At 72.6% G+C, this 22,512-nt stretch carries 20 protein-coding genes; 9 read left to right on the forward strand and 11 right to left on the reverse strand.

Annotated elements, in window-relative coordinates; translation table 11 throughout:
* Nucleotides 1-13 precede the first annotated feature (13 nt).
* Genes tsaE through BMX74_RS20945 form a run of 5 tightly spaced genes read right to left on the reverse strand, consistent with a single transcriptional unit; the run spans nt 14 to nt 4,597 of the window.
* Nucleotides 14-472 (reverse strand): tRNA (adenosine(37)-N6)-threonylcarbamoyltransferase complex ATPase subunit type 1 TsaE, encoded by a 459-nt coding sequence (gene tsaE, locus BMX74_RS20925; protein ID WP_055506422.1) that lies wholly within the window; start codon nt 470-472, stop codon nt 14-16.
* On the reverse strand, nt 469-1,521 hold the full coding sequence (locus tag BMX74_RS20930; RefSeq protein ID WP_091102280.1) for an alpha/beta fold hydrolase: 1,053 nt from the start codon (nt 1,519-1,521) through the stop codon (nt 469-471). The genes tsaE and BMX74_RS20930 overlap by 4 nt, the downstream gene beginning before the upstream one ends.
* Nucleotides 1,518-2,687, reverse strand: coding sequence for an alanine racemase (gene alr / locus BMX74_RS20935; RefSeq protein ID WP_055506420.1), 1,170 nt, complete (start codon nt 2,685-2,687; stop codon nt 1,518-1,520). Before alr ends, BMX74_RS20930 begins: the two co-directional genes overlap by 4 nt.
* Before the next feature lie 58 nt (nt 2,688-2,745).
* A complete protein-coding gene (locus tag BMX74_RS20940; protein WP_091102282.1) occupies nt 2,746-4,236 on the reverse strand; it encodes an NAD(P)H-hydrate dehydratase in 1,491 nt (496 codons plus the stop codon).
* Between the two features lie 10 nt (nt 4,237-4,246).
* Nucleotides 4,247-4,597: a holo-ACP synthase gene (locus BMX74_RS20945; protein WP_055506418.1), complete on the reverse strand. Its 351-nt coding sequence runs from the start codon at nt 4,595-4,597 to the stop codon at nt 4,247-4,249.
* Between the two features lie 175 nt (nt 4,598-4,772).
* On the opposite strand from BMX74_RS20945, the gene coaA reads away from it, so the two are divergent.
* Nucleotides 4,773-5,675, forward strand: coding sequence for a type I pantothenate kinase (gene coaA, locus BMX74_RS20950; protein ID WP_055507392.1), 903 nt, complete (start codon nt 4,773-4,775; stop codon nt 5,673-5,675).
* Here the strand turns inward: coaA and BMX74_RS45740 are convergent.
* A complete protein-coding gene (locus BMX74_RS45740) occupies nt 5,647-5,781 on the reverse strand; it encodes a hypothetical protein (protein ID WP_256257053.1) in 135 nt (44 codons plus the stop codon). The genes coaA and BMX74_RS45740 overlap by 29 nt on opposite strands.
* Before the next feature lie 63 nt (nt 5,782-5,844).
* Between BMX74_RS45740 and BMX74_RS20955 the strand changes: the two genes are divergently transcribed.
* Genes BMX74_RS20955 through BMX74_RS20980 form a run of 6 tightly spaced genes read left to right on the forward strand, consistent with a single transcriptional unit; the run spans nt 5,845 to nt 13,395 of the window.
* Nucleotides 5,845-6,774 carry a DUF389 domain-containing protein gene (locus BMX74_RS20955; RefSeq protein WP_055506417.1) on the forward strand — a complete coding sequence of 310 codons (930 nt, stop codon included), beginning with the start codon at nt 5,845-5,847 and terminating at the stop codon, nt 6,772-6,774.
* 40 nt (nt 6,775-6,814) lie between these two features.
* Nucleotides 6,815-7,723, forward strand: a complete 909-nt coding sequence (locus BMX74_RS20960; RefSeq protein WP_055506416.1) for an ABC transporter ATP-binding protein — start codon at nt 6,815-6,817, stop codon at nt 7,721-7,723.
* The gene (locus BMX74_RS20965; protein ID WP_055506415.1) at nt 7,716-8,573 is read left to right on the forward strand and encodes an ABC transporter permease; all 858 of its coding nucleotides are present in this window, start codon (nt 7,716-7,718) and stop codon (nt 8,571-8,573) included. Before BMX74_RS20960 ends, BMX74_RS20965 begins: the two co-directional genes overlap by 8 nt.
* Nucleotides 8,570-9,484, forward strand: a complete 915-nt coding sequence (locus BMX74_RS20970; RefSeq protein WP_055506414.1) for an ABC transporter ATP-binding protein — start codon at nt 8,570-8,572, stop codon at nt 9,482-9,484. The genes BMX74_RS20965 and BMX74_RS20970 overlap by 4 nt, the downstream gene beginning before the upstream one ends.
* Complete coding sequence (locus BMX74_RS20975; protein WP_201784711.1) at nt 9,484-10,200, forward strand: ABC transporter permease subunit; 717 nt, start codon at nt 9,484-9,486, stop codon at nt 10,198-10,200. The genes BMX74_RS20970 and BMX74_RS20975 overlap by 1 nt, the downstream gene beginning before the upstream one ends.
* 45 nt (nt 10,201-10,245) lie before the next feature.
* Nucleotides 10,246-13,395, forward strand: coding sequence for an NACHT domain-containing protein (locus tag BMX74_RS20980; RefSeq protein WP_091102284.1), 3,150 nt, complete (start codon nt 10,246-10,248; stop codon nt 13,393-13,395).
* A gap of 52 nt (nt 13,396-13,447) precedes the next feature.
* Here BMX74_RS20980 and glmM read toward each other — a convergent pair whose 3' ends face one another.
* The 3 genes from glmM to rplM are packed head-to-tail and all read right to left on the reverse strand — an operon-like array spanning nt 13,448 to nt 15,784.
* A complete protein-coding gene (glmM, locus tag BMX74_RS20985; RefSeq protein ID WP_055506411.1) occupies nt 13,448-14,794 on the reverse strand; it encodes a phosphoglucosamine mutase in 1,347 nt (448 codons plus the stop codon).
* A 1-nt stretch (nt 14,795) separates the two neighbouring features.
* The gene (gene rpsI, locus BMX74_RS20990; protein WP_055506410.1) at nt 14,796-15,314 is read right to left on the reverse strand and encodes a 30S ribosomal protein S9; all 519 of its coding nucleotides are present in this window, start codon (nt 15,312-15,314) and stop codon (nt 14,796-14,798) included.
* A gap of 26 nt (nt 15,315-15,340) precedes the next feature.
* Nucleotides 15,341-15,784 (reverse strand): 50S ribosomal protein L13, encoded by a 444-nt coding sequence (gene rplM / locus BMX74_RS20995; RefSeq protein WP_055506409.1) that lies wholly within the window; start codon nt 15,782-15,784, stop codon nt 15,341-15,343.
* 307 nt (nt 15,785-16,091) lie between these two features.
* Between rplM and BMX74_RS21000 the strand changes: the two genes are divergently transcribed.
* Both BMX74_RS21000 and BMX74_RS21005 read left to right on the forward strand, forming a co-directional pair.
* On the forward strand, nt 16,092-16,865 hold the full coding sequence (locus BMX74_RS21000; protein WP_143078710.1) for a CAP domain-containing protein: 774 nt from the start codon (nt 16,092-16,094) through the stop codon (nt 16,863-16,865).
* A 283-nt stretch (nt 16,866-17,148) separates the two neighbouring features.
* Nucleotides 17,149-18,054 carry a hypothetical protein gene (locus BMX74_RS21005; protein WP_143078711.1) on the forward strand — a complete coding sequence of 302 codons (906 nt, stop codon included), beginning with the start codon at nt 17,149-17,151 and terminating at the stop codon, nt 18,052-18,054.
* 629 nt (nt 18,055-18,683) lie between these two features.
* Here BMX74_RS21005 and BMX74_RS21010 read toward each other — a convergent pair.
* Together BMX74_RS21010 and BMX74_RS43165 are read right to left on the reverse strand one after the other, a co-directional pair.
* The gene (locus tag BMX74_RS21010) at nt 18,684-18,944 is read right to left on the reverse strand and encodes a hypothetical protein (RefSeq protein WP_143078712.1); all 261 of its coding nucleotides are present in this window, start codon (nt 18,942-18,944) and stop codon (nt 18,684-18,686) included.
* 2,094 nt (nt 18,945-21,038) lie between these two features.
* Entirely contained in the window at nt 21,039-21,251 is a 213-nt protein-coding gene (locus BMX74_RS43165; RefSeq protein WP_143078713.1) for a hypothetical protein, read from the reverse strand.
* Nucleotides 21,252-22,512: the final 1,261 nt, after the last annotated feature.

The raw sequence follows: 22,512 nt of genomic DNA on the forward strand, positions 1-22,512 counted from the left end.
GACGGCGCGGACTTTACCGTTCGGGCGGCTCAGACGGCGTGTCGGCCCAGCGGGGGCCCACGCCGCGCAGCGTCACGACCCGGATGTCGCCGTCGGCCTCGCGGTCGATGTGGATCTCCAGGCGGTCCTCGGCCAGGCCTTCGACCAGCCCCTCGCCCCACTCGACGACGGTGACGGACTCGTCCAGGCTGGCGTCGAGGTCGAGGTCGTCGACCTCCAGGTCGCCGCCCAGCCGGTACGCGTCGACGTGGACGAGCGGCGGCCCCTGGCGCAGCGACGGGTGCACCCTGGCGATGACGAACGTGGGCGAGGTGATCGGGCCGCGTACCTTCAGGCCCTCGGCGATGCCCTGCACGAGGGTGGTCTTGCCGGCGCCGAGCGGGCCGGACAGGACGACGAGGTCGCCGGGGCGCAGCAGCCCCGCCAGGCGGTGGCCGTACGCGCGCATGTCCTCGGCGGTGGGCAGCTTCATGACAGCTCCACTCGCTTGGCCAGGTCCCGCAGGGCGTCGTTGACGGCTCCGGGACGTTCGAGCTGGATCAGGTGGGAGGTGTCGGGCACCTCGGTGAGCTGGGCCTTCGGCAGCGCCGCCGCGATGGCCTCGCTGTGCTCCGGCGGGGTGAGCCAGTCGCCGTCGCCGACGAGGATCGCGGTGGGCACGGGGTCGAGAACGTGCAGCGCGGCCAGCTTGTCGTGGTTCATCAGCGCCGGGTAGAAGTCGGCGAACACCTCGGTGGGGGTGGCGCGGATCATCGACTCGGCGAAGTCGACCACGGTGGGGCTGACGTTCTTCGAGTCGCCGAAGCCCATGTACCTGGTGATCAGGAAGGCGATGTCGCTGCCCGCGTGGCGGGTGCGGTCGACCAGCGCGCCCCGCCTGCCCAGCATGGAGACGGTGGCGGGCGCGACCTTGTGCAGCGCCTTGGACAGCAGCGCGGGCAGGCCGAGGGTGAGCTCGGCCAGCTTGCCCGCGGAGGTGGAGATGAGGGCGACGCCCCTGACCTTGTCGCCGAACAGGTGGGGGTGGCGGTCGGCCAGCGCCATGATCGTCATGCCGCCCATGGAGTGGCCGACGAGCACGCACGGGCCGGGCACGAACTCCTCGATCAGCTCGGCGAGGTCGTCGCCCAGCCGGTCGATGGTGCTGCCGTCGGGGGTGGCGCGCTGAGAGCGGCCGTGCGAGCGCTGGTCCCAGAGCACGAGGCGGTGGCTCTCGCGGAGGTCCTTGCGCTGGTAGTGCCACGATTCGAGGCTGAGGCAGTAGCCGTGGCAGAAGACGATGGTCAGCGGCGCGTCCTCGGGGCCGTCGACCTCGACGTGCAGCGCGACCTCGTCGGAGGTGATGAGCGTGTGCTCCCTGCCCCCCAGCTCGCCGAACAGCTCGCTGGCCTCGGTGTCGGGCCGCAGCCTGATGCGGCCGACGGCGTAGCGCTTGGCCAGCGCCGCCGCCGCGACCCCCGCGGACGCCGCCCCGACGATCGCTCCGGCGATGCCGACCCTGCGCCGTGTTGTCGTCGTCATGTCCCCGATCCTTCTCCGCTCGTGACCGCGCCGGCGCCCGGGGGCCCGTCGAGGTGGACGCGGGGCACCCGGGAACCGATCCTGGTCACGATCTCATGGGTGATCGTGCCGAGGGTATCGGCCCACTCCTGGAGCGTGGGCTCGCCCCCGTCCCCGGGACCGAACAGCACGACCTCGTCGCCGGCCGACAGCACGTCGTCGCCGAGGTCGATCATGAACTGGTCCATGCAGACCCGGCCCGCCACCCGCCTGCGGCGCCCGCCCGCGAGGACCTCGGCGCGGCCGGTGGCGTGCCGCAGGATGCCGTCGGCGTAGCCGATGGGCACGATCGCCAGCGTGGTGGGGCGGTCGGTGACGTAGACGTGGCCGTACGAGACGCCCGACCGCTCGGGCACGCGCTTGACCAGGGCGATCCTGGCGACCAGGGTCATGGCCTGCCTGAGCCCGAAGTCGCCCTGCTCGGGGATGGGGCTCAGGCCGTACAGCGCGATGCCGAGCCTGACCATGTCGAAGCGGGCCGCGGGCAGCGTCACGGCGGCTGCCGAGTTGGCCATGTGCCTGATCACCTCGGAGCCGGCCGCGCCGGCCTGCTCGGCCAGCTTCAGCGCCTCCTCGTACGCGTCGAGCTGGGCCTGGATCGACGGGTGGCCCGGGATGTCGGCGCAGGCGAAGTGCGACCACAGGCCGACGATCTCGACGGCGCCCTCGGCGCGCAGGGCGAGCGCCCGGTCGAGCAGCGCGGGCCAGCGGGCCAGCGGGGCGCCGCCCCTGCTCATGCCGGTGTCGGCCTCCAGGTGCAGCCGCGCGGGACGCCCGGTGCGGCGGGCGGCCGCGGCGATCTCGTCGAGCAGCCACGTGTCGAACGCCGACAGCTCGATCCCGGCCTCCAGCGCCTCGTCGAGGGGCTCGCCGGGGGTGATCAGCCAGGACAGGACCGGCGCGGTGACCCCGGCCGCGCGCAGCGCGAGCGCCTCCCTGACGAAGGCGGTGCCGATCCTGCCCGCCCCGCCCTCCAGGGCCGCCCTGGTCACGGGGACGAGCCCGTGCCCGTACGCGTCGGCCTTGACCGCGGCCATCGCCTCGACGCCGCCCGCGGCCTCCTTGAGCAGGGCGACGTTGTGCCGGATCGCGGACAGATCGACCCGCGCTTCGGCGGGTGTGGCCATCGGGTGGTGCATCCTTCCAGTCTGGCAGCTCGCTCAGGTGGGCGAGCGCCGTTCGCCGTCAGCGGGCGAACGATCTCCTGCCCGGCGGGGTGCGCTCAGGCTCGCGACGCCCGGCCACGGCGCGGATCGCGGCGGGCACCGCCTCGGCCACGTCGGCCGCCGCGAGCGGCGCTCCCGCTGCCGCCAGCCGCCCCGCCAGCCCGTGCAGGTACGCCGCGCACGAGGCGGCGTCGAAGCAGCCGAGCCCCTGCGCGAGCAGCGCGCCCGCGACGCCCGACAGCACGTCGCCGGTGCCGCCGGCGGCCAGCCAGGACGTGCCCGTGGTGTTCACCCGCGCGGGTCCGGCCCCGTCGGCCACCACCGTGGTGGAGCCCTTCAGCAGCACCGTGACGCCCAGCTCGCCCGCGGCGTCCCTGGCGTGCTCCAGCCGCGCCGCCTCGATCGCGTCGCGGCCCACCCCCATCAGCCGCGACAGCTCGCCCGCGTGCGGCGTGAGCAGCACGGGCGCGTCCCTGCGCAGCAGGTCGCGGTCCCTCGCGACGAGCGTCAGCCCGTCGGCGTCGACGAGCACGGGCACGTCCGAGGCGAGGACGGCGGCGGCCAGCTCGTGCGCCCAGTCGCCGGTGCCGAGGCCGGGGCCGAGCACCCATGCCTGGACCCGTCCGACGTGCTCGATCGAGGGTGCGTCGAGCAGGGTGACGACCGCCTCGGGCCAGTGGGCGCGCACCTGCGTCACGGGGGCGGAGGTGCCGGCGTAACGGACCATGCCCGCCCCGGCCCGCAGCGCGCCGCCGACGGCGAGCACGGCGGCGCCCGTGAACAGGTCGCTGCCGGCCGCCACGCCGAGCACGCCCCTGCGGTACTTGTCGGACTCGGCGACGGGGCGCGGCAGCAGGGCGTGCACGTCGGCGGCCTCCTGCGCCACGGCGTCGGGCTCCGGCAGGTACGGCCCGAGCCCGATGTCCACCAGCTCGACCGCCCCCGCGTACGCGGCCCCTGGGTCGACGAGCAGCCCCGTCTTGTACGCCCCCATGGTGACGGTCAGCGTGGCGCGCACCGCCGGGCCCTCCACGCGCCCGGTGCCCGCGTCGACGCCGCTCGGGACGTCCACGGCGACGACCAGGCCGGGCGCTGAGCCGGCCGCCGCGGCGAGCGCGCCGTACGGCTCGCGCAGCGCGCCCGTCGCCCCGATGCCGACCAGGCCGTCGACGACCAGGTCGGCCTCCTCGATCGCCTCCCCGCCCGTGACCCTGCCGCCCGCGTCCAGGAACGCCGCGAGCCCCGCCTCGTGCGTCCTCGACCCGGCGAGGACCGCGCCGACCCGCGCGCCTCGCCTGGCCAGCAGGGCGCCGGCGTACAGGGCGTCGCCCCCGTTGTCGCCGCCGCCGACGAGCAGCACGACGCGGGCGGCGTACACGCGGCCGAGCAGGTCGGCGCAGGCGGCGGCGAGCCCGGCGGCGGCCCGCTGCATGAGCGTGCCGTGGGGCAGCTCCGCCATCAGCGCCCGCTCTGCGGCCCTGATCTGGTCGGCGGTGTAGGCAGTGCGCATGCGTCCGACGCTATCCCTCGGCGATCACGTAGGCCACGGCGACGCCCGCGTCGTGGCTGAGCGAGATGTGCCAGCGCTTGACCCCGAGCCCGTACGCGACGTCGGCGGCCTGGCCCGTGACGCGGACCTCGGGCTTGCCCGTCTCGTCGCAGCGCACCTCCGCCTCCAGGTGCGACAGCCCCTTGGGCGCGCCGAGCGCCTTGGCCACGGCCTCCTTGGCCGCGAACCTGGCGGCCAGCGAGTGCGTGGGCAGGGTCTTCTCGCCGTCGGTGAACAGCCGGTCGCGCATGGCCGGGGTGCGCTCCAGCGCGGCCTCGAACCGGGCGATGTCCACGACGTCCACGCCGATACCCAGGATCATCGCTCCAGGCTAGCCGCCCGTGCCTCCGCTCCAGGGAGGGCATGGGTTCTTTCCCCGAACCGGGTCTCGGCAATCCCCCGTCTTTGTCCACAGGGTGTGGACGACGGCTTCCCGGTCCCCGGTCAAGATCCGTCCGTGGGCACGTCGTTACGCTGCCTAGGTGAACAACGGCTACGTGGAACTGAGCAGGGAGCAGTGGAGCGAGCTCCGCAAGAACACGCCCTTGACTCTCACCGCAGCAGAGCTGGAAGAGCTTCGCGGCGTCGACGACCCGATCGACCTCACCGAGGTCACCGACATCTACCTCCCCCTCACCCGGCTGCTGAACCTGCACTTCACCGGATCCAAGCAGCGCAGCAGCGTGCTGAACGAGTTCCTGGGTCACCCCGAGCGGCGCGTGCCGTACATCCTGGGCATCGCGGGCAGCGTCGCCGTGGGGAAGTCCACGACGGCGCGGCTGCTGCACACGCTGCTGGCCCGCTGGCCCGAGCACCCGAACGTGGAGCTGATCACCACCGACAGCTTCCTCTACCCGAACGCGGTGCTGGAGGCCAAGGGGATCATGCATCGCAAGGGTTTCCCCGAGAGCTACGACCGGCGCGCGCTGGTGCGGTTCGTGGCGGAGATCAAGGCGGGCGCCCCCGAGGCGTGCGCACCCATCTACAGCCACCTGGAATACGACATCATCCCCGGCGCCCGACAAGTCGTGAAGAAGCCGGACATCTTGATCCTCGAAGGGCTCAACGTCCTCCAGCCCGCCCCGCCCACGGCCCTCGCCGTCAACGACTACTTCGACTTCTCCATCTACGTCGACGCCAAGGTCGAGGACGTCCGCCACTGGTACGTGGAGCGCTTCCACAAGCTCCGCCGCACCGCCTTCGAGGACCCCAAGTCGTACTTCAAGTACATCGCGGAGCTGTCCCACGAGGAGGCGACGGAGTTCGCGGTCAACGTCTGGCGCGACATCAACGAGCGCAACCTCGTCGAGAACATCGCCCCCACCCGGGGCCGCGCCGACCTCGTCCTGCACAAGGGCGCCGACCACGCGGTCAGGCGGGTACGGCTTCGCCGAACCTGAACGCCTCCTCGAACAGATAGGCGGCGAACCTGCCCGCGCACCCCTGGTCGTCGATGTCGGCGAACCAGCAGTCCTCACCATGGTCGTGACACGTGAACGTCCTCATGTGAGGCAGCCTCGCGTACGGACGTCAATACGGGGTCAACGTTGGATCGACAACAATGGCCCGGTGCTGCATTTGCGACTGATCTGCCCGGCCACCCGCACCGAGGAGGCCGCGACGGTGCTGGACGAGTGCACGGGCGTCACCAACATCGTCGTGCTCAAGGGCGCGGCGAGGGAGCCGGCGGGCGACCTGCTCCTCTGCGACGCCGCCCGCGAGGCCGTCAACGAGGTGATCGCCAAGCTCAAGTGGCTGGAGACCGAGGGGTCGATCGCGATCGAGCAGGTCGACCTCTCGCTCTCCAGGGCGGCCGAGCACGCCGTCGAGGAGGCTCCGGGCGCGCCCGACGACGCCGTCGTATGGGAGGAGTTCGCCCACAAGGTGCAGTCCGACTCCCGCATCACCTGGGCGTACCTGGCGTTCCTGGCGATCGCCACGCAGCTCGCCGGCATCGCCGTGGTGCTGAACTCCCCCATCCTGGTTGTCGGCGCGATGGTGCTCGGCCCCGAGTTCGGCGCCATCGCGGCCATCTGCTTCGGGCTGCTCGGCCTCAGGTGGCACCTGGTCGTCGGCGCGCTGCGCACGCTCGCCGTCGGGTTCACCGCGGCGATCGCCGTCACCTTCGCCTGCGCGTACGTGTCGTCCCTGCTGGGGTGGATCGACCTGAGCAGCCTGAGCGCCGACAACAAGGAGGTGCACTTCATCGTCACCCCGGACAAGTGGTCGTTCATCGTGGCGCTGCTCGCCGGCGGTGCCGGGGTGCTGTCGGTCACGGCCGGCAAGTCGTCGGCGCTGATCGGCGTGTTCATCTCGGTCACCACCGTGCCCGCCGCCGGCTACCTCGCCGTCGCGCTCGCGCTGGGCGACTGGCCCGAGGTCGCGGGCTCGGTCTCGCAGCTCGCCGTGAACATCCTCGGCATGGTCATCTCGGGCACCGCGACCCTGCTCGTCCAGCGGAGATTCTGGCCTCAAGTAGGACACCGTTCATCCCTGTGAACGAGGCCGGGCCACCAGCCCTGCGGGTAGGGTCCGGATCATGCACATCCTCGCCACCGAGGGGCTGACCAAACGCTTCCCCACCGTCACGGCCGTCGACCAGCTCACGGTCACCGTGGGGCCCGGCGTGACCGGCCTGGTGGGGGCCAACGGCGCGGGCAAGTCCACGCTGATCAAGATGCTGCTCGGCCTGCTCCCGCCCACCGCGGGCGCCGCCCGCGTCCTCGACATGGACGCCACCACGCGCGGCGCCGAGATCCGCAGGCTCGTCGGCTACATGCCGGAGCACGACTGCCTCCCGCCCGACGTCTCGGCCACCGAACTGGTCGTCCACCTCGCCCGCATCTCCGGGCTGCCCCGCACCGCCGCCCGCGAGCGGGCCGCCGACGTCCTGCGCCACGTCGGCCTCGCCGAGGAGCGCTACCGGGCGATCGGCGGCTACTCCACCGGCATGAAGCAGCGCGTCAAGCTCGCGCAGGCCCTCGTCCACGACCCCAAGCTGGTCTTCCTCGACGAGCCCACCAACGGGCTCGACCCGCGCGGACGCGACGAGATGCTGACCCTGATCAGGCGCATCGGCACCGAGTTCGGCATCAGCGTGCTCGTCACCTCGCACCTGCTCGGCGAACTGGAGCGCGTCTGCGACCACGTCATCGTGATCGACGCCGGCCGGCTGCTGCGCTCGTCCGCGATCGGCGAGTTCACCCAGGTCACGCGCACCGTCACCGTCGAGGTGGACGAGGGCACCGACGCGCTGGCGCAGCGGCTGGCCGCGACGGGCCAGCGGGTCACCCCGCACGGCAGGATGCTCCTGGTCGAGGTGCAGGGTCCGGGCACGTACGACGCCATCCGCGACGCGGCGGCGGACCTCGACCTGGCCCTCATCCGCCTCGAACAGGGACGCCACCGCATCGAGGACGTCTTCAGGGAGGAGGCCGCGAGTGTCTGAGATCTACGACATCGGCTACCGGCACTACGACGGCCCCAGGCTGGGCGCGGGCCACGCCGCGCGGGCGCTCACCGTCCACAGCCTGCGCGGCGTGTTCGGGCTGGGCCGCACCGCGCGCAGCAAGATCATGCCGTTCGCGCTGGGCGTCGTCATGCTGCTGCCCGCCGTCGTGTCCATCGCGCTGATGGCGCTGGCCAAGCAGCGCGGCATCCCCTACAGCGGCTTCGCGGTGATGATGCAGGCCGTGGTGGCGATCTTCCTGGCGTCGCAGGCGCCCACGGTCGTGGCCCCCGACCTGCGCCACCGGGTGCTGCCGCTGTACCTGTCGCGGCCCATCACCGTCGGCCAGTACGTCACCGCCAAGGTGTGCGCCATGACGGCCGCCGTGTTCCTGATCATCGCGGTGCCGCTCGTCCTCATGTTCGTCGGCGAACTGCTGGTGGACCTCGACGAGCCCCTCCCGACGAAGGAGTTCGCCGGCTCGCTGGTCATGGCGCTGGTGCTGTCGCTGCTGCTGTCGGCCTTCGGCCTGGCCATCGCCTCGTTCACGCCCCGGCGGGGGCTCGGCGTCGCCTCGGTGATCGCCGTCTACCTCCTGACGTGGGCGGCCGTCCCGATCCTGTACGCCACCTTCCAGTCCACGGGCGACGAGTCCGGAGCCGCGTGGGCGTGGCTGCTGAACCCGTTCTGGCTGGTCGACTCCGTGCAGTCGTGGCTGTTCGGCACGCCGCCGCACTCCATCGAGGGCGAGTACCCGAGCGGCCCGGCCTCGGCCCTGATCCTGGTGGTGCTGATCGCCGCCGCGCTGGCCGCGCTGGCGCTGCGTTACAGGAAGGCGGCCGCGCGATGAAGATCGAGCTCTCGCAGGTCTCGCGCTGGTACGGCAACGTGGTGGCGGTCAACGACGTCACGATGACGATCGGCCCGGGGGTGACCGGCCTGCTCGGCCCGAACGGCGCGGGCAAGTCCACGCTCCTGCACATGATGGCGGGCTTCCTCGCGCCGTCGAACGGCACGGTCACGCTCGACGGCACCCGCGTCTGGAAGAACCACGACATCTACCGGCACATCGGATTGGTGCCGGAGCGGGAGGGCGTGTACGGCTTCCTGACCGGCTGGCAGTTCGTCCTGTCCGCCGCGAAGCTCCACGGCCTGCCCGACCCCGACGCCGCCGCCCGCAAGGCCCTCGCCACCGTCGAGATGGAGGAGCCCAAGGACCGCAGGGTCGAGACGTACTCGAAGGGCATGCGACAGCGCGTCAAGGTCGCCGCCGCCCTCGTCCACGACCCGGCCGTCCTGCTGCTCGACGAGCCGTTCAACGGCATGGACCCCCGCCAGCGCCTCCACCTCATGGACCTCATCAAGACCATGGGCGCCGCCGGCAAGACCATCCTGTTCAGCTCCCACATCCTGGAGGAGGTCGAACGGGTCGCCCAGCACATCGAGGTGCTGGTCTCCGGACGGCACGCCGCCTCCGGCGACTTCCGCGAGATCCGGCGGCTCATGACCGACCGCCCCCACCTGTTCAAGATCCGCTCCAGCGACGACAGGGCGCTCGCCGCCGCGCTCATCCGCGACCAGTCGGCGGGCGGCATCACGCTGCGCCCCGACGGGCTGGAGGTGCAGGCGACCGAGTTCCGCCGCTTCGCCCGGCTCCTGCCCCGCGTCGCCCGCGCCGAGGGCGTCCACCTGCTCGAGGTCTCCCCCGCGGACGAGGACCTGGAGAGCGTCTTCTCCTACCTGATCAACCGGAGCGCCTGATGAACACCGTGGTCGCCGGCATCACCTACCGCGCCCTGCTGGGCAGGCGGCGCGTCGTCCTGCTCCTGCTGCTGCCCATGGCCCTCGTCGGCCTGGCCGTGCTGCTCCTCGCCTTCGGCGCCGCCGACCAGCGCACGGCCATGCAGCTCATGGACAAGTTCGCGATCGGCACCATGCTGCCCCTGCTCGGCCTCATCGCCGGCACGGGCGTGATCGCCCCCGAGATCGACGACGGCACCATCCTGCACCTGATGTCCAAGCCGATCTCGCGGCCCGTGATCGTCCAGACCAAGTTCCTCGTCGCCGCCTCGCTGCTGGCGCTGTTCGCGGCCGTGCCCACGTACGCGGCCGGCTGGCTGCTCGTACGCAACGAGGACGGCATCGCCCCGGGCTTCGCGCTCGGCGCGCTCGTCGCGGGCGTCGCGTACGCGGCGGTCTTCCTCCTCCTCGGCATCGTCACCAGGCACGCCGTCACCATCGGCATCGTCTACGCGCTGGTGTGGGAGGGCCTGGTGGGCAACTTCGTGCCGGGGGCCCGCAAGCTCTCCATCCAGCAGTGGGCCAAGTCGATCGCCGACCAGATCTCCGACTCCGCCTTCCTGCGCGCCGACGTGACGATAAGCTTCGCCGTCCCGGCGCTTGTCGTCGTCACGGTGATCGCAGTCGTCTGGGCGGGCCGGCGCCTGCGTGTCTTCTCCCTCACGGGCGACGAGTAGCGGCGGGGCGAGACCGCCGCCAACTCATCCCCGCGAGGCCACATCTTGACCGAGATCATCGTCGCGCTCATCGGACTGGTCGGCGTCCTGGTCACGGCCGTCTTCGGCTACGTCCAGTGGCGCAGGACCCAACTCCATGCGATGGCCAGGGAGCGGCCTCCCACAGTGCCCGCGCCGCGGACGAGGACCGAGGAGAAGGCCCTCGACCGGCGGCGCGGCCCGCTCCTGGAGCGCCTGGCCGACGACCTGCGCCACGTCTCGCTGCTCAACCGGGCCAGGCCGCTCGACCTCGACACGCTGTACGTGCAGCTGCGCATGCACAACCAGGAGCCCCTGCGGTACGTGCAGCCGCAGGAGATCCAGGACCTTCGCGGCAAGGAGTTCACCGACCTCCACCGGCTCACCAGGGCCCGCCAGGAGGAGCGGGCAGGGGAGCCGCTCACGCCCGAGGAGGCGCTGACGAGGCTGCGGCGCGTCGTCGTCCTCGGCGACCCCGGCGCGGGCAAGACCACCATGCTCCGCTACCTGGCGCTCCAGGCGGCGCGCGGCAGCCTGTCCGGCACGCCCTGCCTGCCGGTCTTCGTGGAGTTACGGCAATTCGTCCGGACCGAGGCCCCCGACCTGCTGGCCTACGTCCAGCAGGCCTGGGCCGAACGCTACGGCGAGCGCGACGCCGCCGACCTCGCCGACCACGCCCTCACCAAGGGCGAGGCGGTGCTGCTCCTCGACGGCCTGGACGAGGTGCTGGGCGGCGAGAGCCGCGACGCCGCCGACCAGGTCTACCGCAAGGTCGTGCAGGAGATCGACCGCCTGGCCGCCCGCTACCCCGACGCCCGCATCGCGGTGACCTGCCGCAGGGCCGGCTGGCGCGGCCAGCTCCCCGCGTTCAGGACGCTGGAGGTGCTCGACTTCGACGACGCCCAGATCAAGGTGTTCGTCACGCACTGGTTCGAGTCCGACCCGGCCAGGGCGGCAGGGCTGACCGCCGCGCTCGGGCGCAACGCCCGCATCAGGACGCTGAGCGCGAACCCGCTGCTGCTCTCCCTCATCGCGATCGTCTACGAGAGCGACCTCGAACTGCCCGAGCGCCGCTCCGAGCTGTACAAGCGCACGGTCAGCGTGCTGCTCAGCGAGTGGGACGCCCACCGCGACATCAGGCGCTTCGCCCGCTTCACCAGCGACCGCAAGCGCGACCTGCTGGAGGAGATCGCCTGGCACTTCCACCGCCAGGGCCTGGCGTACTTCCCCAAGGACGAACTGCTCAAGATGATCGCCGACTTCCTGCCGTCGATCGCGCTCGACCCCGTCGACGCCCCGCACATCCTCACGGAGATCACCGAGCAGTACGGCCTGCTGAAGGAGCAGGCGCACGAGGTCTACGGCTTCCTGCACCTGACCCTGCAGGAGTTCTTCGCCGCCGAGGTGGCCGCCAGGGTCGGATATCCCGCCATCGAGGAGATCAGCAGGGCCCGGCACGACCCGTGGTGGGAGGAGGTCATCCTCCTGCTGGCCGGCCGCCTGCACGACGCGACGCCGCTCCTGCTCGGCCTGCTCGACCGCACCGGCGAGCCGCCGCCCGGCGAACCCGTGGCGGCCCGCGACGACCTGTTCCACAGCGACCTGTTCCTCGCCGCGCGCTGCCTCGGCGGCGTGCCCAGGGTCAAGGCCGCCTGGCTGCGCGAGCGCGTCGTCGCCGAGGTGCGGGCGATCATGCTGGAGTCGACCCACGAGTTCCTGTACGTCGAGGCCGCCCGCCTGTACGCCGAGATCTGCCCGGGCGAGCCCGTCACCCGCGCGACGCTCCCGCCCGACCGGCGCGAGCGCATCGCCGAGGCGCTGAACCTCGACGACCTCGACCCCGTCGGCACGTTCACCGCGCCCGTCCCGAACGACCTGGCCGCGTACGCCCGCGTCCTCGACGACCTCGGCCTCACCCACGACGCCGGCCCGAAGGCCCTCGCCCCGCTCGCGCCCGAATGGCTCGCCCGGCTCGCGCCCCACTACCGCCACCCGGAGGCGGCGAACGCCCTCGCCGGCCTCGTCGAGGCGGCCGGCGCCGAACGCGTCTCGGCCGCCGTCCCCGCCGTGCGCTCTCTCATGGAGACCGCGCTGGAGGACACCGCGGCCGAACAGCTCCTCACCCCGTGCAGGAAGGCCCTGGTCAGGCTGGAGGTGATCCGGCCGGAAGAGCTCTGGGACCTGCTCGCCTGGGGCCGCTCCGGCCAGGAGGGCGGCCTGGTCGAACTCCTGACCGAGGCCGACCCGTCCGCCGGCTGGCGGCCGCTGTTCGACGCGCTCGTCGATCCGCGCACCGACACGTACTACACCGACGAGCTGAGCAGGCACCTCGCCGCCACCCGCGACCCCGAGCTCGTCGGGCCCGTGCTGTCGTCCCTCCGCAACCACGACATCCCGTGGCCGGTGCGCTGGCACCTGTGCGAGACACTCGACGCCTTCGACACCCGCGAACCGCTCATGAAGATCGTCAACGACGACGGCGAGCACCGCATGGTCCGCATCGGCTGCGCCGCCACCCTGGTCAGGCAGGGCCACAGGGACGGCGTGCCCACCCTGCTCGACGCCGTACGCGACGACGTCATCACCAGCGACAGCCTGCGCACCCGCCACCACGTCAGCCCGTTCGGCTACCTGTACTACTTCGCCAACCCGGCCAGGCGGGTCTTCCAGGCGCTCGGCAAGTGCGGCGACCCGGCCGTCGCCCCCACGCTGCTCGCCTGCTTCGACCTCGCCGTCGCCGCCGCGCCGCCCACCAGCGACCAACCGGCCATCTCCGGCAAGGCCGACCTCCTGGTCGACGCGCTGGCCGACGCCGCGCCCGACGAGATCAACCACAGGCTGCTCGGCCTGCTCGGCGAGATCGCGCCCGTCCGGCGCTGGCGGGGCGTCTACACCCTCGGCTACGAGCTGCGCACCGCGCTCAGGCCCGGGCAGACGGCCCGCACGCTGGCCGCCCTGCGCGCCATGGACCTCCCCATGGGCGCCGCGTCCGACCTGTCCAGGCTGCTCGAAGAGGTCGGCGACATCGCCGGCGACTCCGCCACCGTCGCCGAACTCGTCGCCGTCCTCGACGACCCCGAGCCGCTCTGGGACCGCGCCGCCGCCCTCACCGCCCTCCACAAGGTCAGCAGGCGCGCCCGCGTCCGCATCACGCCGGACATCCGCATGGAGGGCTGACGACAACGCAGAAGGGGCACGGCGTGTCCGCCGTGCCCCTTCCGGGAGAGTGTCAGGCGCAGGCCGTGCGCACCACGTCCGCCAGGCGGCCCGCCACCTCCGTGGCGTGCTCCTCCGACGCGGCCTCGACCATCACCCTGATCATCGGCTCGGTGCCGCTCGGCCTGATCAGCACCCGGCCGGCGTCGCCCAGCTCCGCCTCGGCCTGGGCCACCGCCTCGATGAGCTCCGGCACCGACGCCTTGCCCCTGTCGACGCCCTTGACGTTGATCAGGATCTGCGGGAGCGGAGTCATCACGGAGGCCAGCTCCTTCAACGTCACACCGGACTTGGCCACCACCGCGAGCAGGTGGAGCGAGGTCAGCAGGCCGTCACCCGTGGTGGCGTGGTCGAGCATGATGACATGCCCCGACTGCTCGCCGCCCAGGTTGTAGCCGTCGGACTTCATCCGCTCCAGCACGTAACGGTCGCCCACCGCGGTCTCGACCACGGTGATGCCCGCCTCGCGCATCGCCAGCTTGAAGCCCAGGTTGGACATCACGGTCGCGACCACGGTGTCCTTCGCCAGCAGGCCCTCGTCGCGCATCGCGCGGGCCAGCACGGCCATGATGTGGTCGCCGTCGACGACGACGCCCGTGTGATCGACCGCCAGGCAGCGGTCGGCGTCGCCGTCGTACGCCACGCCGAGGTGCGCCCCGCGCGACACGACCACCTGCCGCAGCCGGTCGAGATGCGTGGAGCCGTAGCCGTCGTTGATGTTGAGCCCGTCGGGCCTGGCACCGATCGCCTCGACCCGCGCGCCCGCCCGCACCAGCGCCTCCGGCGCCACCATGTGCGCCGCGCCGTGCGCGCAGTCGACCACGACGTCGAGCCCGTCGAGCGAGGCCCCGACGGTGGTCAGCACGTGCGAGATGTAGCGGTCGGCCTCGCCGTAGGCGTCGCGCACCCGCCCCACGCCCGAGCCGACCGGGAAGCTCCAGTCCTCGCCGAGCCGCCGCTCGATCTCGTCCTCGACCGCGTCGGACAGCTTGAAGCCGCCCCGGGCGAGGAACTTGATGCCGTTGTCCGGGGCCGGGTTGTGCGACGCGGACAGCATGACGCCGAGGTCGGCGCCGAGCGCGGCCGTGAGGTGGGCGACGGCCGGGGTGGGCAGCACGCCGAGGCGCAGCACATCCACTCCGGACGACGCGAGGCCGGCGACCACAGCGGCCTCGAGGAACTCTCCCGAGGCACGCGGGTCCCGGCCCACGACCGCCACCGGGCGACGCCCGGTGGCGGTGAACACTCCTGCATCGCCGAGGACGTGAGCGGCCGCGACCGAAAGGTCCATGGCCAGCTCGGCGGTGAGGTCGCGGCCCGCGACCCCACGTACCCCGTCGGTGCCGAAGAGGCGCGCCAATTTAGCGCTTGCTGTACTGCGGAGCCTTGCGGGCCTTCTTGAGGCCGTACTTCTTCCGCTCCGTGGCGCGGGCGTCACGGGTGAGGAAGCCGGCCTTCTTCAGCGGCGGGCGGTTGACCTCGACGTCGAGGATCGCCAGCGCACGCGACAGGCCCATGCGCAGCGCGCCGGCCTGGCCGGTCACGCCGCCGCCGTCGATGCGGGCGATGACGTCGAACGCCTCCTCGGCGCCGAGCACCACGAAGGGCTCGTTGACGATCTGCTGGTGGACCTTGTTGGGGAAGTAGACGTCCAGCGAACGACCGTTGATCGTCCACTTGCCGGTGCCCGGGACGATGCGCACGCGGGCGATCGCCTCCTTACGGCGACCGGTGCCGTACGAGTTGCCCGTGGTCACGGGCTTGCGCACGGGAGCGTCAGCGCTGGCGGTGGATTCGGTGGTGTACTCGGAAGGGAACTCCTCGCCGGAGTAGTCCTCCAGCTCGGCCTCGACGGCCTCGACACCGGTGGGCTCAGCCACGGTTCTCCTCTAACTCTTTCGAACTACTACTGGGCGATCTGGGTGATCTCGAACGGCACCGGCTTCTGGGCCTGGTGGGGGTGCTCCGACCCCGCGTAGACCTTCAGCTTCTTGGCCATCTTCCGGCCGAGGGAGTTCTTCGGCAGCATGCCCTTGACGGCCTTCTCGACGGCCTTCTCCGGACGCTTCTCCATGAGCTCGCCGTAGGTGACGGAACGCAGACCGCCCGGGTAGCCCGAGTGGCGGTACGCCTTCTTCTGCTCAAGCTTGTTGCCGCTCAGCGCGATCTTGTCCGCGTTGATGACGATGACGAAGTCACCCGTGTCGACGTGGTTGGCGAAGATCGGCTTGTGCTTGCCGCGGAGCAGGGTCGCGACGTGGCTGGCCAGCCGGCCCAGCACGACATCGGTCGCGTCGATGACGTACCACTGACGCTGGACGTCGGCGGGCTTCGGTGAGTACGTGCGCACGGTCGTAGCCTTCTTTATGCTCGCGTCTTCGGCGCTGTCGGATGCGACAGCAACATTGGTCGGTCGGTGCGGGCACACGACGGCCCGGACCTTCCGTCTCCACGCGATGGGAGATGACGCCGGACGCGCCGCGCATCGGTCACGCGGGACCTATGCACACAACGAACGATTAGGTTACCTGCCCTTGAGGAGCTGGTCAAAGAGACCGGTGACCCTGGGCGAGTCTACCGGACACAGAACGGTTCTATTTCAGTTACCTGGCATCCCTTCTGCCCCACCACCGCTCATCCCTATCGTTGACTGCGCCATGTGGCCGCACTCTCACTCCAGGCACACCCAGCGTGGCGTCCGCCGCCGCAACCACCTGGGCGTCCTGGCCTGCCTCCTGGCGGTGCTGTTCACCGGCATCCTCATCGGCCGGCTCACCGGCGACGAGGAGCAGGAGGGCCACATCGTCCTCAGCGAGACCGCCCCGCCGGCCGCCGCGGCCGGCGTCTCGCCCACGCCGTCGGCCAAGCTGGCGCAGCCGCGCGCCGGCAGGATCGCCAGGCACACCACCAGCACCGCAACGCCGCGCGCCACCAGGAGCACGCCGAGGCCGTCGAGGCCGGCGCACGACCAGATCCCCGGCCAGGACGCCATCGGCGACCCCACCCAGGTGCTCGGCGGCGACGGCGGCGCCGCCGAGCCCGTCAGGCTCCTGCCCGGCATGGCCGCCAGGGTCGTCTCGCTCACCAACGCCGCCAGGGCCAGCCACGGCTGCGGCGCGCTCAGGGTCGACGCGCGGCTCACCCGCTCGGCGCGTACGCACTCGCTGGAGATGGCCAGGACCGGCCGGCTCAGCCACAACTCCCCCGACGGGGCCTCCCCGTGGGACCGCATGGACCGCGCCGGGTACCACTGGGGCGCCGCCGAGAACATCGGCACCGGCTACGGCACCCCCGAGGAGGCCGTGCGCGGCTGGCTCGACAGCCGCGACCACCGCAGGAACATCCTCGACTGCGGGCTGAAGGCCATCGGCGTGGGCGTCGCGTCCGGCCCCGGAGGCCCTTGGTGGACCCAGGACTTCGGAACCTCCTGACGAACATCACGGTAATGTCGCCGCCATGGGTTTCCCCGACGAACGCTCAGGCATGGGTTTCCCCCGCGAAAGCTCAGGCACGGGCCGCCCCGGCGAAGGCTCAGGCGCGGGTCTCCCCCGTGAAGGCATGGGTCTCCCCCGCCACGGCATGAGCCGCCCTGGCGACGGCTCAGGCATGAGTCGCCCCGCAGAAGGCTCAGGCATGGGTTTCCCCGGCGAGAGCTCAGGCATGGGCCGCCCCGCCGGAGGCTCAGGCATGGGCCGCCCCGCCGGAGGCTCAGGCATGAGCGGCTCAGGCATGGGCGGCTCAGGCATGGGCGGCTCAGGCATGGGCGGCACCGGCGACGGCGACGGCGATGGCTTGGGTTTCCTGGACGGCGGCGAGCCCCTCACCGGTGACGAACCCCGCCGCTCCCGCAAGGACGCCGACCCCGCCGACGCGACACGGCAGAGCCGGACCTGGAGCCCGTACGACGAGGGCTCCCGCTCGCGCGGGCCCATCTGGTTCGCGATCGGCGGCGTCCTGGTGCTCGGCCTGCTCGGAGGCGGCCTGGCCGTCATGTGGAACGCGGGCGGCTCCGAAACCGTGGCCTCGCGGCCCACCCGCACCTCCGCGCCCCTGCCCACCGTCCCCCGGGGCGAGTTCGGCTTCGCCGAGGCACGCACCACCGACCCCGACCCGATCACCGTCAAGGAGATCTTCGGCTCCAAGAAGAAGATCACGTACGACGGCCGCTCGTACGAGATGACGATCACGAGCAAGGACAAGAAGTGCACCGACGGAGCCCTCGGTGACAAGCTCCAGAAGGCGCTCAAGTCCGCGAAGTGCACCCAGCTCGTCCGGGCCAGCTTCCGCGACAAGCCGGGCAAGGTGATCGGCACCATCGGCGTCGCGAACCTCAAGTCGAGCGCCACCGCGCGCAAGGTGGCCAAGAGCGGCGACACCAAGAACTACGTCAAACCGCTCGCGGGGAAGGACACTGTCACCAAATACCTCGGCTCGGGCAGCGGCGGGGCCAAGATCTGGACCCACGGCCACTACGCGATCATGGTCTGGTTCCAGAACAAGGACGGCAGCAAACCCGACTCGAAGGCCTCCAAGCTGCTGACTCAGGCCATCAAGGACCTCACCAAGGCCACCGTCTTCAAGGCCCTGGACCACCGCTCCCTGACCGGGAACCCCGCATAGTTTTCCCCCGCCAATCCCCCAAAAAGGGACGGCCGATCCCATCGGGAACGCTCATACCGACGTAACGATCTCGCGTCTCTCGCTAGGCTCGCCCTTATGCGTGGCCAGGAACCCGGGTCTGAGCACGATCGTTGGGAAGCCGACCGCTCGGCCGCCCCGGCGACGCCACCGCCTAGCTTCGGCGGGCGCACGGCCGACGAGCCGAGCGACGCCACCCGTCCCGCCGTCCCCGCCCACCCGGGCCCCACACCGGGCCGCGCCGACGCGGACCCCCCGTACGCACCGTCCGCACACGGGGGGCATTCCTTGCCCGAGGAGACGTCCTCACGCGGAGAAACGCCCTCGCATGAGGGGGCGTTCTCGCGCGCGGGGACGCCGTCACACGGGGAAACCTCCTCCCGTGAGGGGACGTTCTCGCGTGAGGGGACGTTCTCGCGTGAGGAGGCGTTCCCGCACGGGGAGACGTTCCCGCACGGGGAGGACACCTCCCCGCAGGGAGCCGTCACGCCCGCTCACACCTCCGCCGCAACTGACAGCGGCACCCCGAGCGGAGACGCGCACCCCGCCACGCACAACGCCACCTCAGCCGAGCCCACGCCATCTAACCCTGGCCGCGAGCCCACGCGGTCTCACCCTGGCCGCGAGCCCGTGCCGTCCTCCCAGGCCGGGCAGAGCACCGACTCCGAGCCCGCCACGCCGTCCGCCGCCGTGCACGAGGCCGCCACGCCCACCGCCGCCGTGGACGAGCCCGCCATGGACGAGCCCGCCCTGCCCTTGCCCCGCCGCAAGCCCGCGGCGGCGTCCTCACCCGGGCGGCCGGGCACCGGCTCCGGGGCCGCCACGCCCACCGCCGCCACCGACGAGCCCGCCCCGCCTCTCCCCCGCCGCAAGCCAGCAGGCGCAGGGGCCACGCAGGGGCTCCCGAACCAGGGGGACTTCTCGGCCTTCACCTCCCAGGAGCCCGCACCGCCCCTGCCCCGGCGCAAGCCCGGCTCCCGCGCCGCCGAAGCGGCGGCCGCACACGCCTCCCGGCCGCCCGGCTCCCAGTCGCCCGCCTTCCAGGAGGCGGGACACACGTCCCGCGCGTCCGCCGGCCTGCCCGCGCTCCCGGGCACGCAGCCCTGGGAGACCCCGGACGACGAGCCCCCCTACGACTGGTACGCCGACACCGACCCCCTGAGCGCGACGCGTCCAGGAACAACGGCGGCACCCTCGCCCGCGACGCCCACCCGCCAGCCGACGACGGCGGGACAGACCGCGCGCACCACGCAAGGAGCCCATCCCGGACACGCCGCTCAGTTCACGGGGCCGGGACAAGCGACCGCAAGCACCCCCGCCGAGCACCAGGCACCTCCGACGTGGACGGCTGCCGAGCACCAGGCCCCTTCACCATGGACTCGTACCGAGGACAGGGCTCCTTCGGCATGGGCTCCAAACGAGCACCAGCCGCCCGCAGACCGGGACGCCGAGCACCGGCCGCCCGCACGGGTCACCGCCGAGAACCAGCCGCTCCCGGCGGCTCCCGCCCCGTCCGACGGGACCCGGAGCACCCGGCCGACCGCGCCTCACCCGCCGACGGCCCCCTGGGCGCCCCCGTCCCCCACGAGCCCGACGACCTGGCCCCCCACCGCCTCCCAGGACCAGTCCCCCTGGACGGGATCTCCCGCGCAGCCATCCCCAACAGGGGAGCAGCCCCAGCCCTGGCCCGGCCAGGCACAGCGGTCCGCCGCACCCGAACACCAGCAAGCCCCCTGGCCAGGCTCACCCCAGCGGGGCGAGGCTTCCTGGGCAGGCTCCCCGCACCAGGACCAAGCCGCCCGGCCCGGCACGCCCACTCCCCAGAACCAGGGCCAGTGGGCCCCCGGATGGGCCGCCCCTTCGGAGCACCACCGATCTCGGGGGGCAGACACCCCACCGCAGCACGGACAGCCCCAGCGGAGCAGCACCCCGCAGCCAGAGCCGCCCCAGCCAACCGGAACCCCACACCCCGACCCGGCCTCCTGGACCGGAGCACCGCAGCCGGCCTCCTGGACCGGTGCGCCCCTCCAGGGGCACGCCCAGCAGCCCGGAGCACCTCTCCAGGGGAACGGTCAGCAGCCCTGGGCGCCTGCGCAGGGGCAGCCCGAGCAGACCGGAGCATCCCGGCAGGGGCAGGCTGCGTGGACAGGCACGCCCCAGGAGCAGGGGCAGGCTGCGTGGACGGGCACGTCCCAGCACGACCAGGCCCCATGGACAGGCATGCCACAAGATCACGGGCCGTCCTCCTGGGCCGGCACACCTCAGCACCAGGAGCAGCCGCCTCAGGCTCATGCCCCGGAGCACGCCCCGTCGCCATGGGCGCCCGCACCGGAGCAGGGCAGGCCCGGACACCCCGGTTACCTGCCGGCCCCCCTGCCTCCCGCCCCCGCGCCACAGCCCGCCCCCCGGAGCGCCACCGACCCGGCCGCCCCCGGCGCGCCCTTCTGGGAACCGCCCGCGACCTTCACCGCCGCGGCAGCCGGCATGCCCGTGTGGCCGGCCCCGGTGTCCGACCCGCACGCCATGCCGCCCTGGCCCGCCGCGACAGGCGAACTCGTGGCCGAACCCGACGGCGACGACCCCCACTCCCCGCCGCATCCGACCGCGCCACCGCCTCACACCGCCGAACCGTCCCCGTACGGCGAGGCCCACCAGGGAGCGTCCCAGCGTCCCGTACAGGGCGGCGCACACCCGGGAGCACCTCACGCGGCCCCGGCGTCCTCCCACGCCGGGGAACGCCTCGGCGCGCCCCAGCCATGGGACGAGTCATCGCCCTACGGCGACGGGCGCCCGCAGCAAGGCTCATGGCAGCCCGGACCAGCCACACCCGGCACAGGTCCCGACTCCGACCCCTGGCCGGCCCACGTCCAGCGCCCGGCACCGCCGACCGCCCCGGCCCCACGCGCAGCCGGTACGCCACCGCAGGGCGTTCCCCGGCCGGCCGTCCCCCTTCAGCAGGACGCGGCCTACGCCCCCGAGTCGACCTGGCTGTCGGCGCCGACCGACCCGCAGGTCACCCGCCCGGCATCGGCAGGGCAGACGGCTCCCCGTCCACGTCCCGCGGGCGACGACGTCAGCCACACCCTGCCCTCAAGCATGCCCCCGGGCATGCCCGCCCCCGCGTACGGGAACGCCGCGCACCCCGGCGCCACCCCCAGGGCGACGGAGACCGGTCCCACCGGACCTGCTGCGTCGCCTGCCCACCCCCAGACCGGCCACGCGCCCGCCGACCGGGAGAGCAGCCCTGCCCGTGACCGAGCCTCCCGCGCCGGTGACGGAACTCACAACTCCGGTCGGACCGGCTCCGGCCACAGTGACCCGGACGTCCTCGACGCGACTGACCCCACGACAGGTTGGCGACCACCGACCGCCGGCGGCGCACACCAGGGGCCGGGAGTCGAGATCCGGATGCTCTCAGCTGAAGCGAACCAGGGACGCCTGCGCATGCCAGAAGCGGACGAAGGACGTACGGGCGGCCGAGCCCACACCGGCAAGGGACAGCCGTTCCCGCCTGAGACGCACGGGGAACGTTCGGGCGGCCAGGCCCAAACTGGCGAAGCATGGCCTTCCACACCCGACACCGACCATGGACACGCGGGCGGCTCAACCCAGACGGACGAAGCGTGGCCCTTCACGCCCGAGACCGAGTATGAGCATGCGGATGGCCCGCCCCGGACGAGCGACGCATGGCCCTTCACGCCCGACACCGACCATGAGCATGCGGGCGGCCCGCCCCGGACGGGCGAGGCGCAGAGGGCAGCCACCGGCGCGGACATGGGCGCGACGCCCTTCACCGGCCTTTCCGAAGGGCAGACGTCGCCAGCCGAGAGCGTGCCCGGCCCGGCTGCGGCATCAGGACCGGGTGGGACGCCGGGCGAGAGCGAGATGTCGGCCGCTGAGGCGGCCAAGGCGTCCAGGCCGGTTTCTCTCCGCGCCGGCAAGACGTCCCAGGCCGGGCACTTCTTCGACCCCCAGGCCAAGGACAACGCCCCACGCACCCCGCGTCCGCCGGAGCCGGGGGACGTACCCGTCTGGCCGCCCATCGCCCCGCAGCTCCCCAAGCATCCCGGTCCTGGCGACGACCCACAGACCCCGCACTCCCCTGGCGACGTCCTGGCGCAGGAGCCCGGCCTGCACGGTGCCGAGCGACCGCACGTCGGAAGCGACCATCCCGGCAGCGGCGCGCACGACCACAACCCGCACGGCCCCCAACTCGGCGGGCCGGCCGCTCCCGACGCCCGGGGAAGCGCAGGCACGACGAAGCACGACGCGGACACCGCAGACGCCAACGCGCGCGCGGCCTCCGGCCCGACCCCACAACCAGGCGCAGCAACGGGCGCAGGCGCGAACGCAGGAGCGGGCGCGAGCGGGCTGGTGGGCCACCGCATAGACGGCCCCGGAGCCGCCAACCAGCCCAGGGATGCCGACCAGCCCAGGGAT

The sequence above is a fragment of the Nonomuraea pusilla genome, from assembly GCF_900109355.1.
GTDB classification, from domain to species: domain Bacteria; phylum Actinomycetota; class Actinomycetes; order Streptosporangiales; family Streptosporangiaceae; genus Nonomuraea; species Nonomuraea pusilla.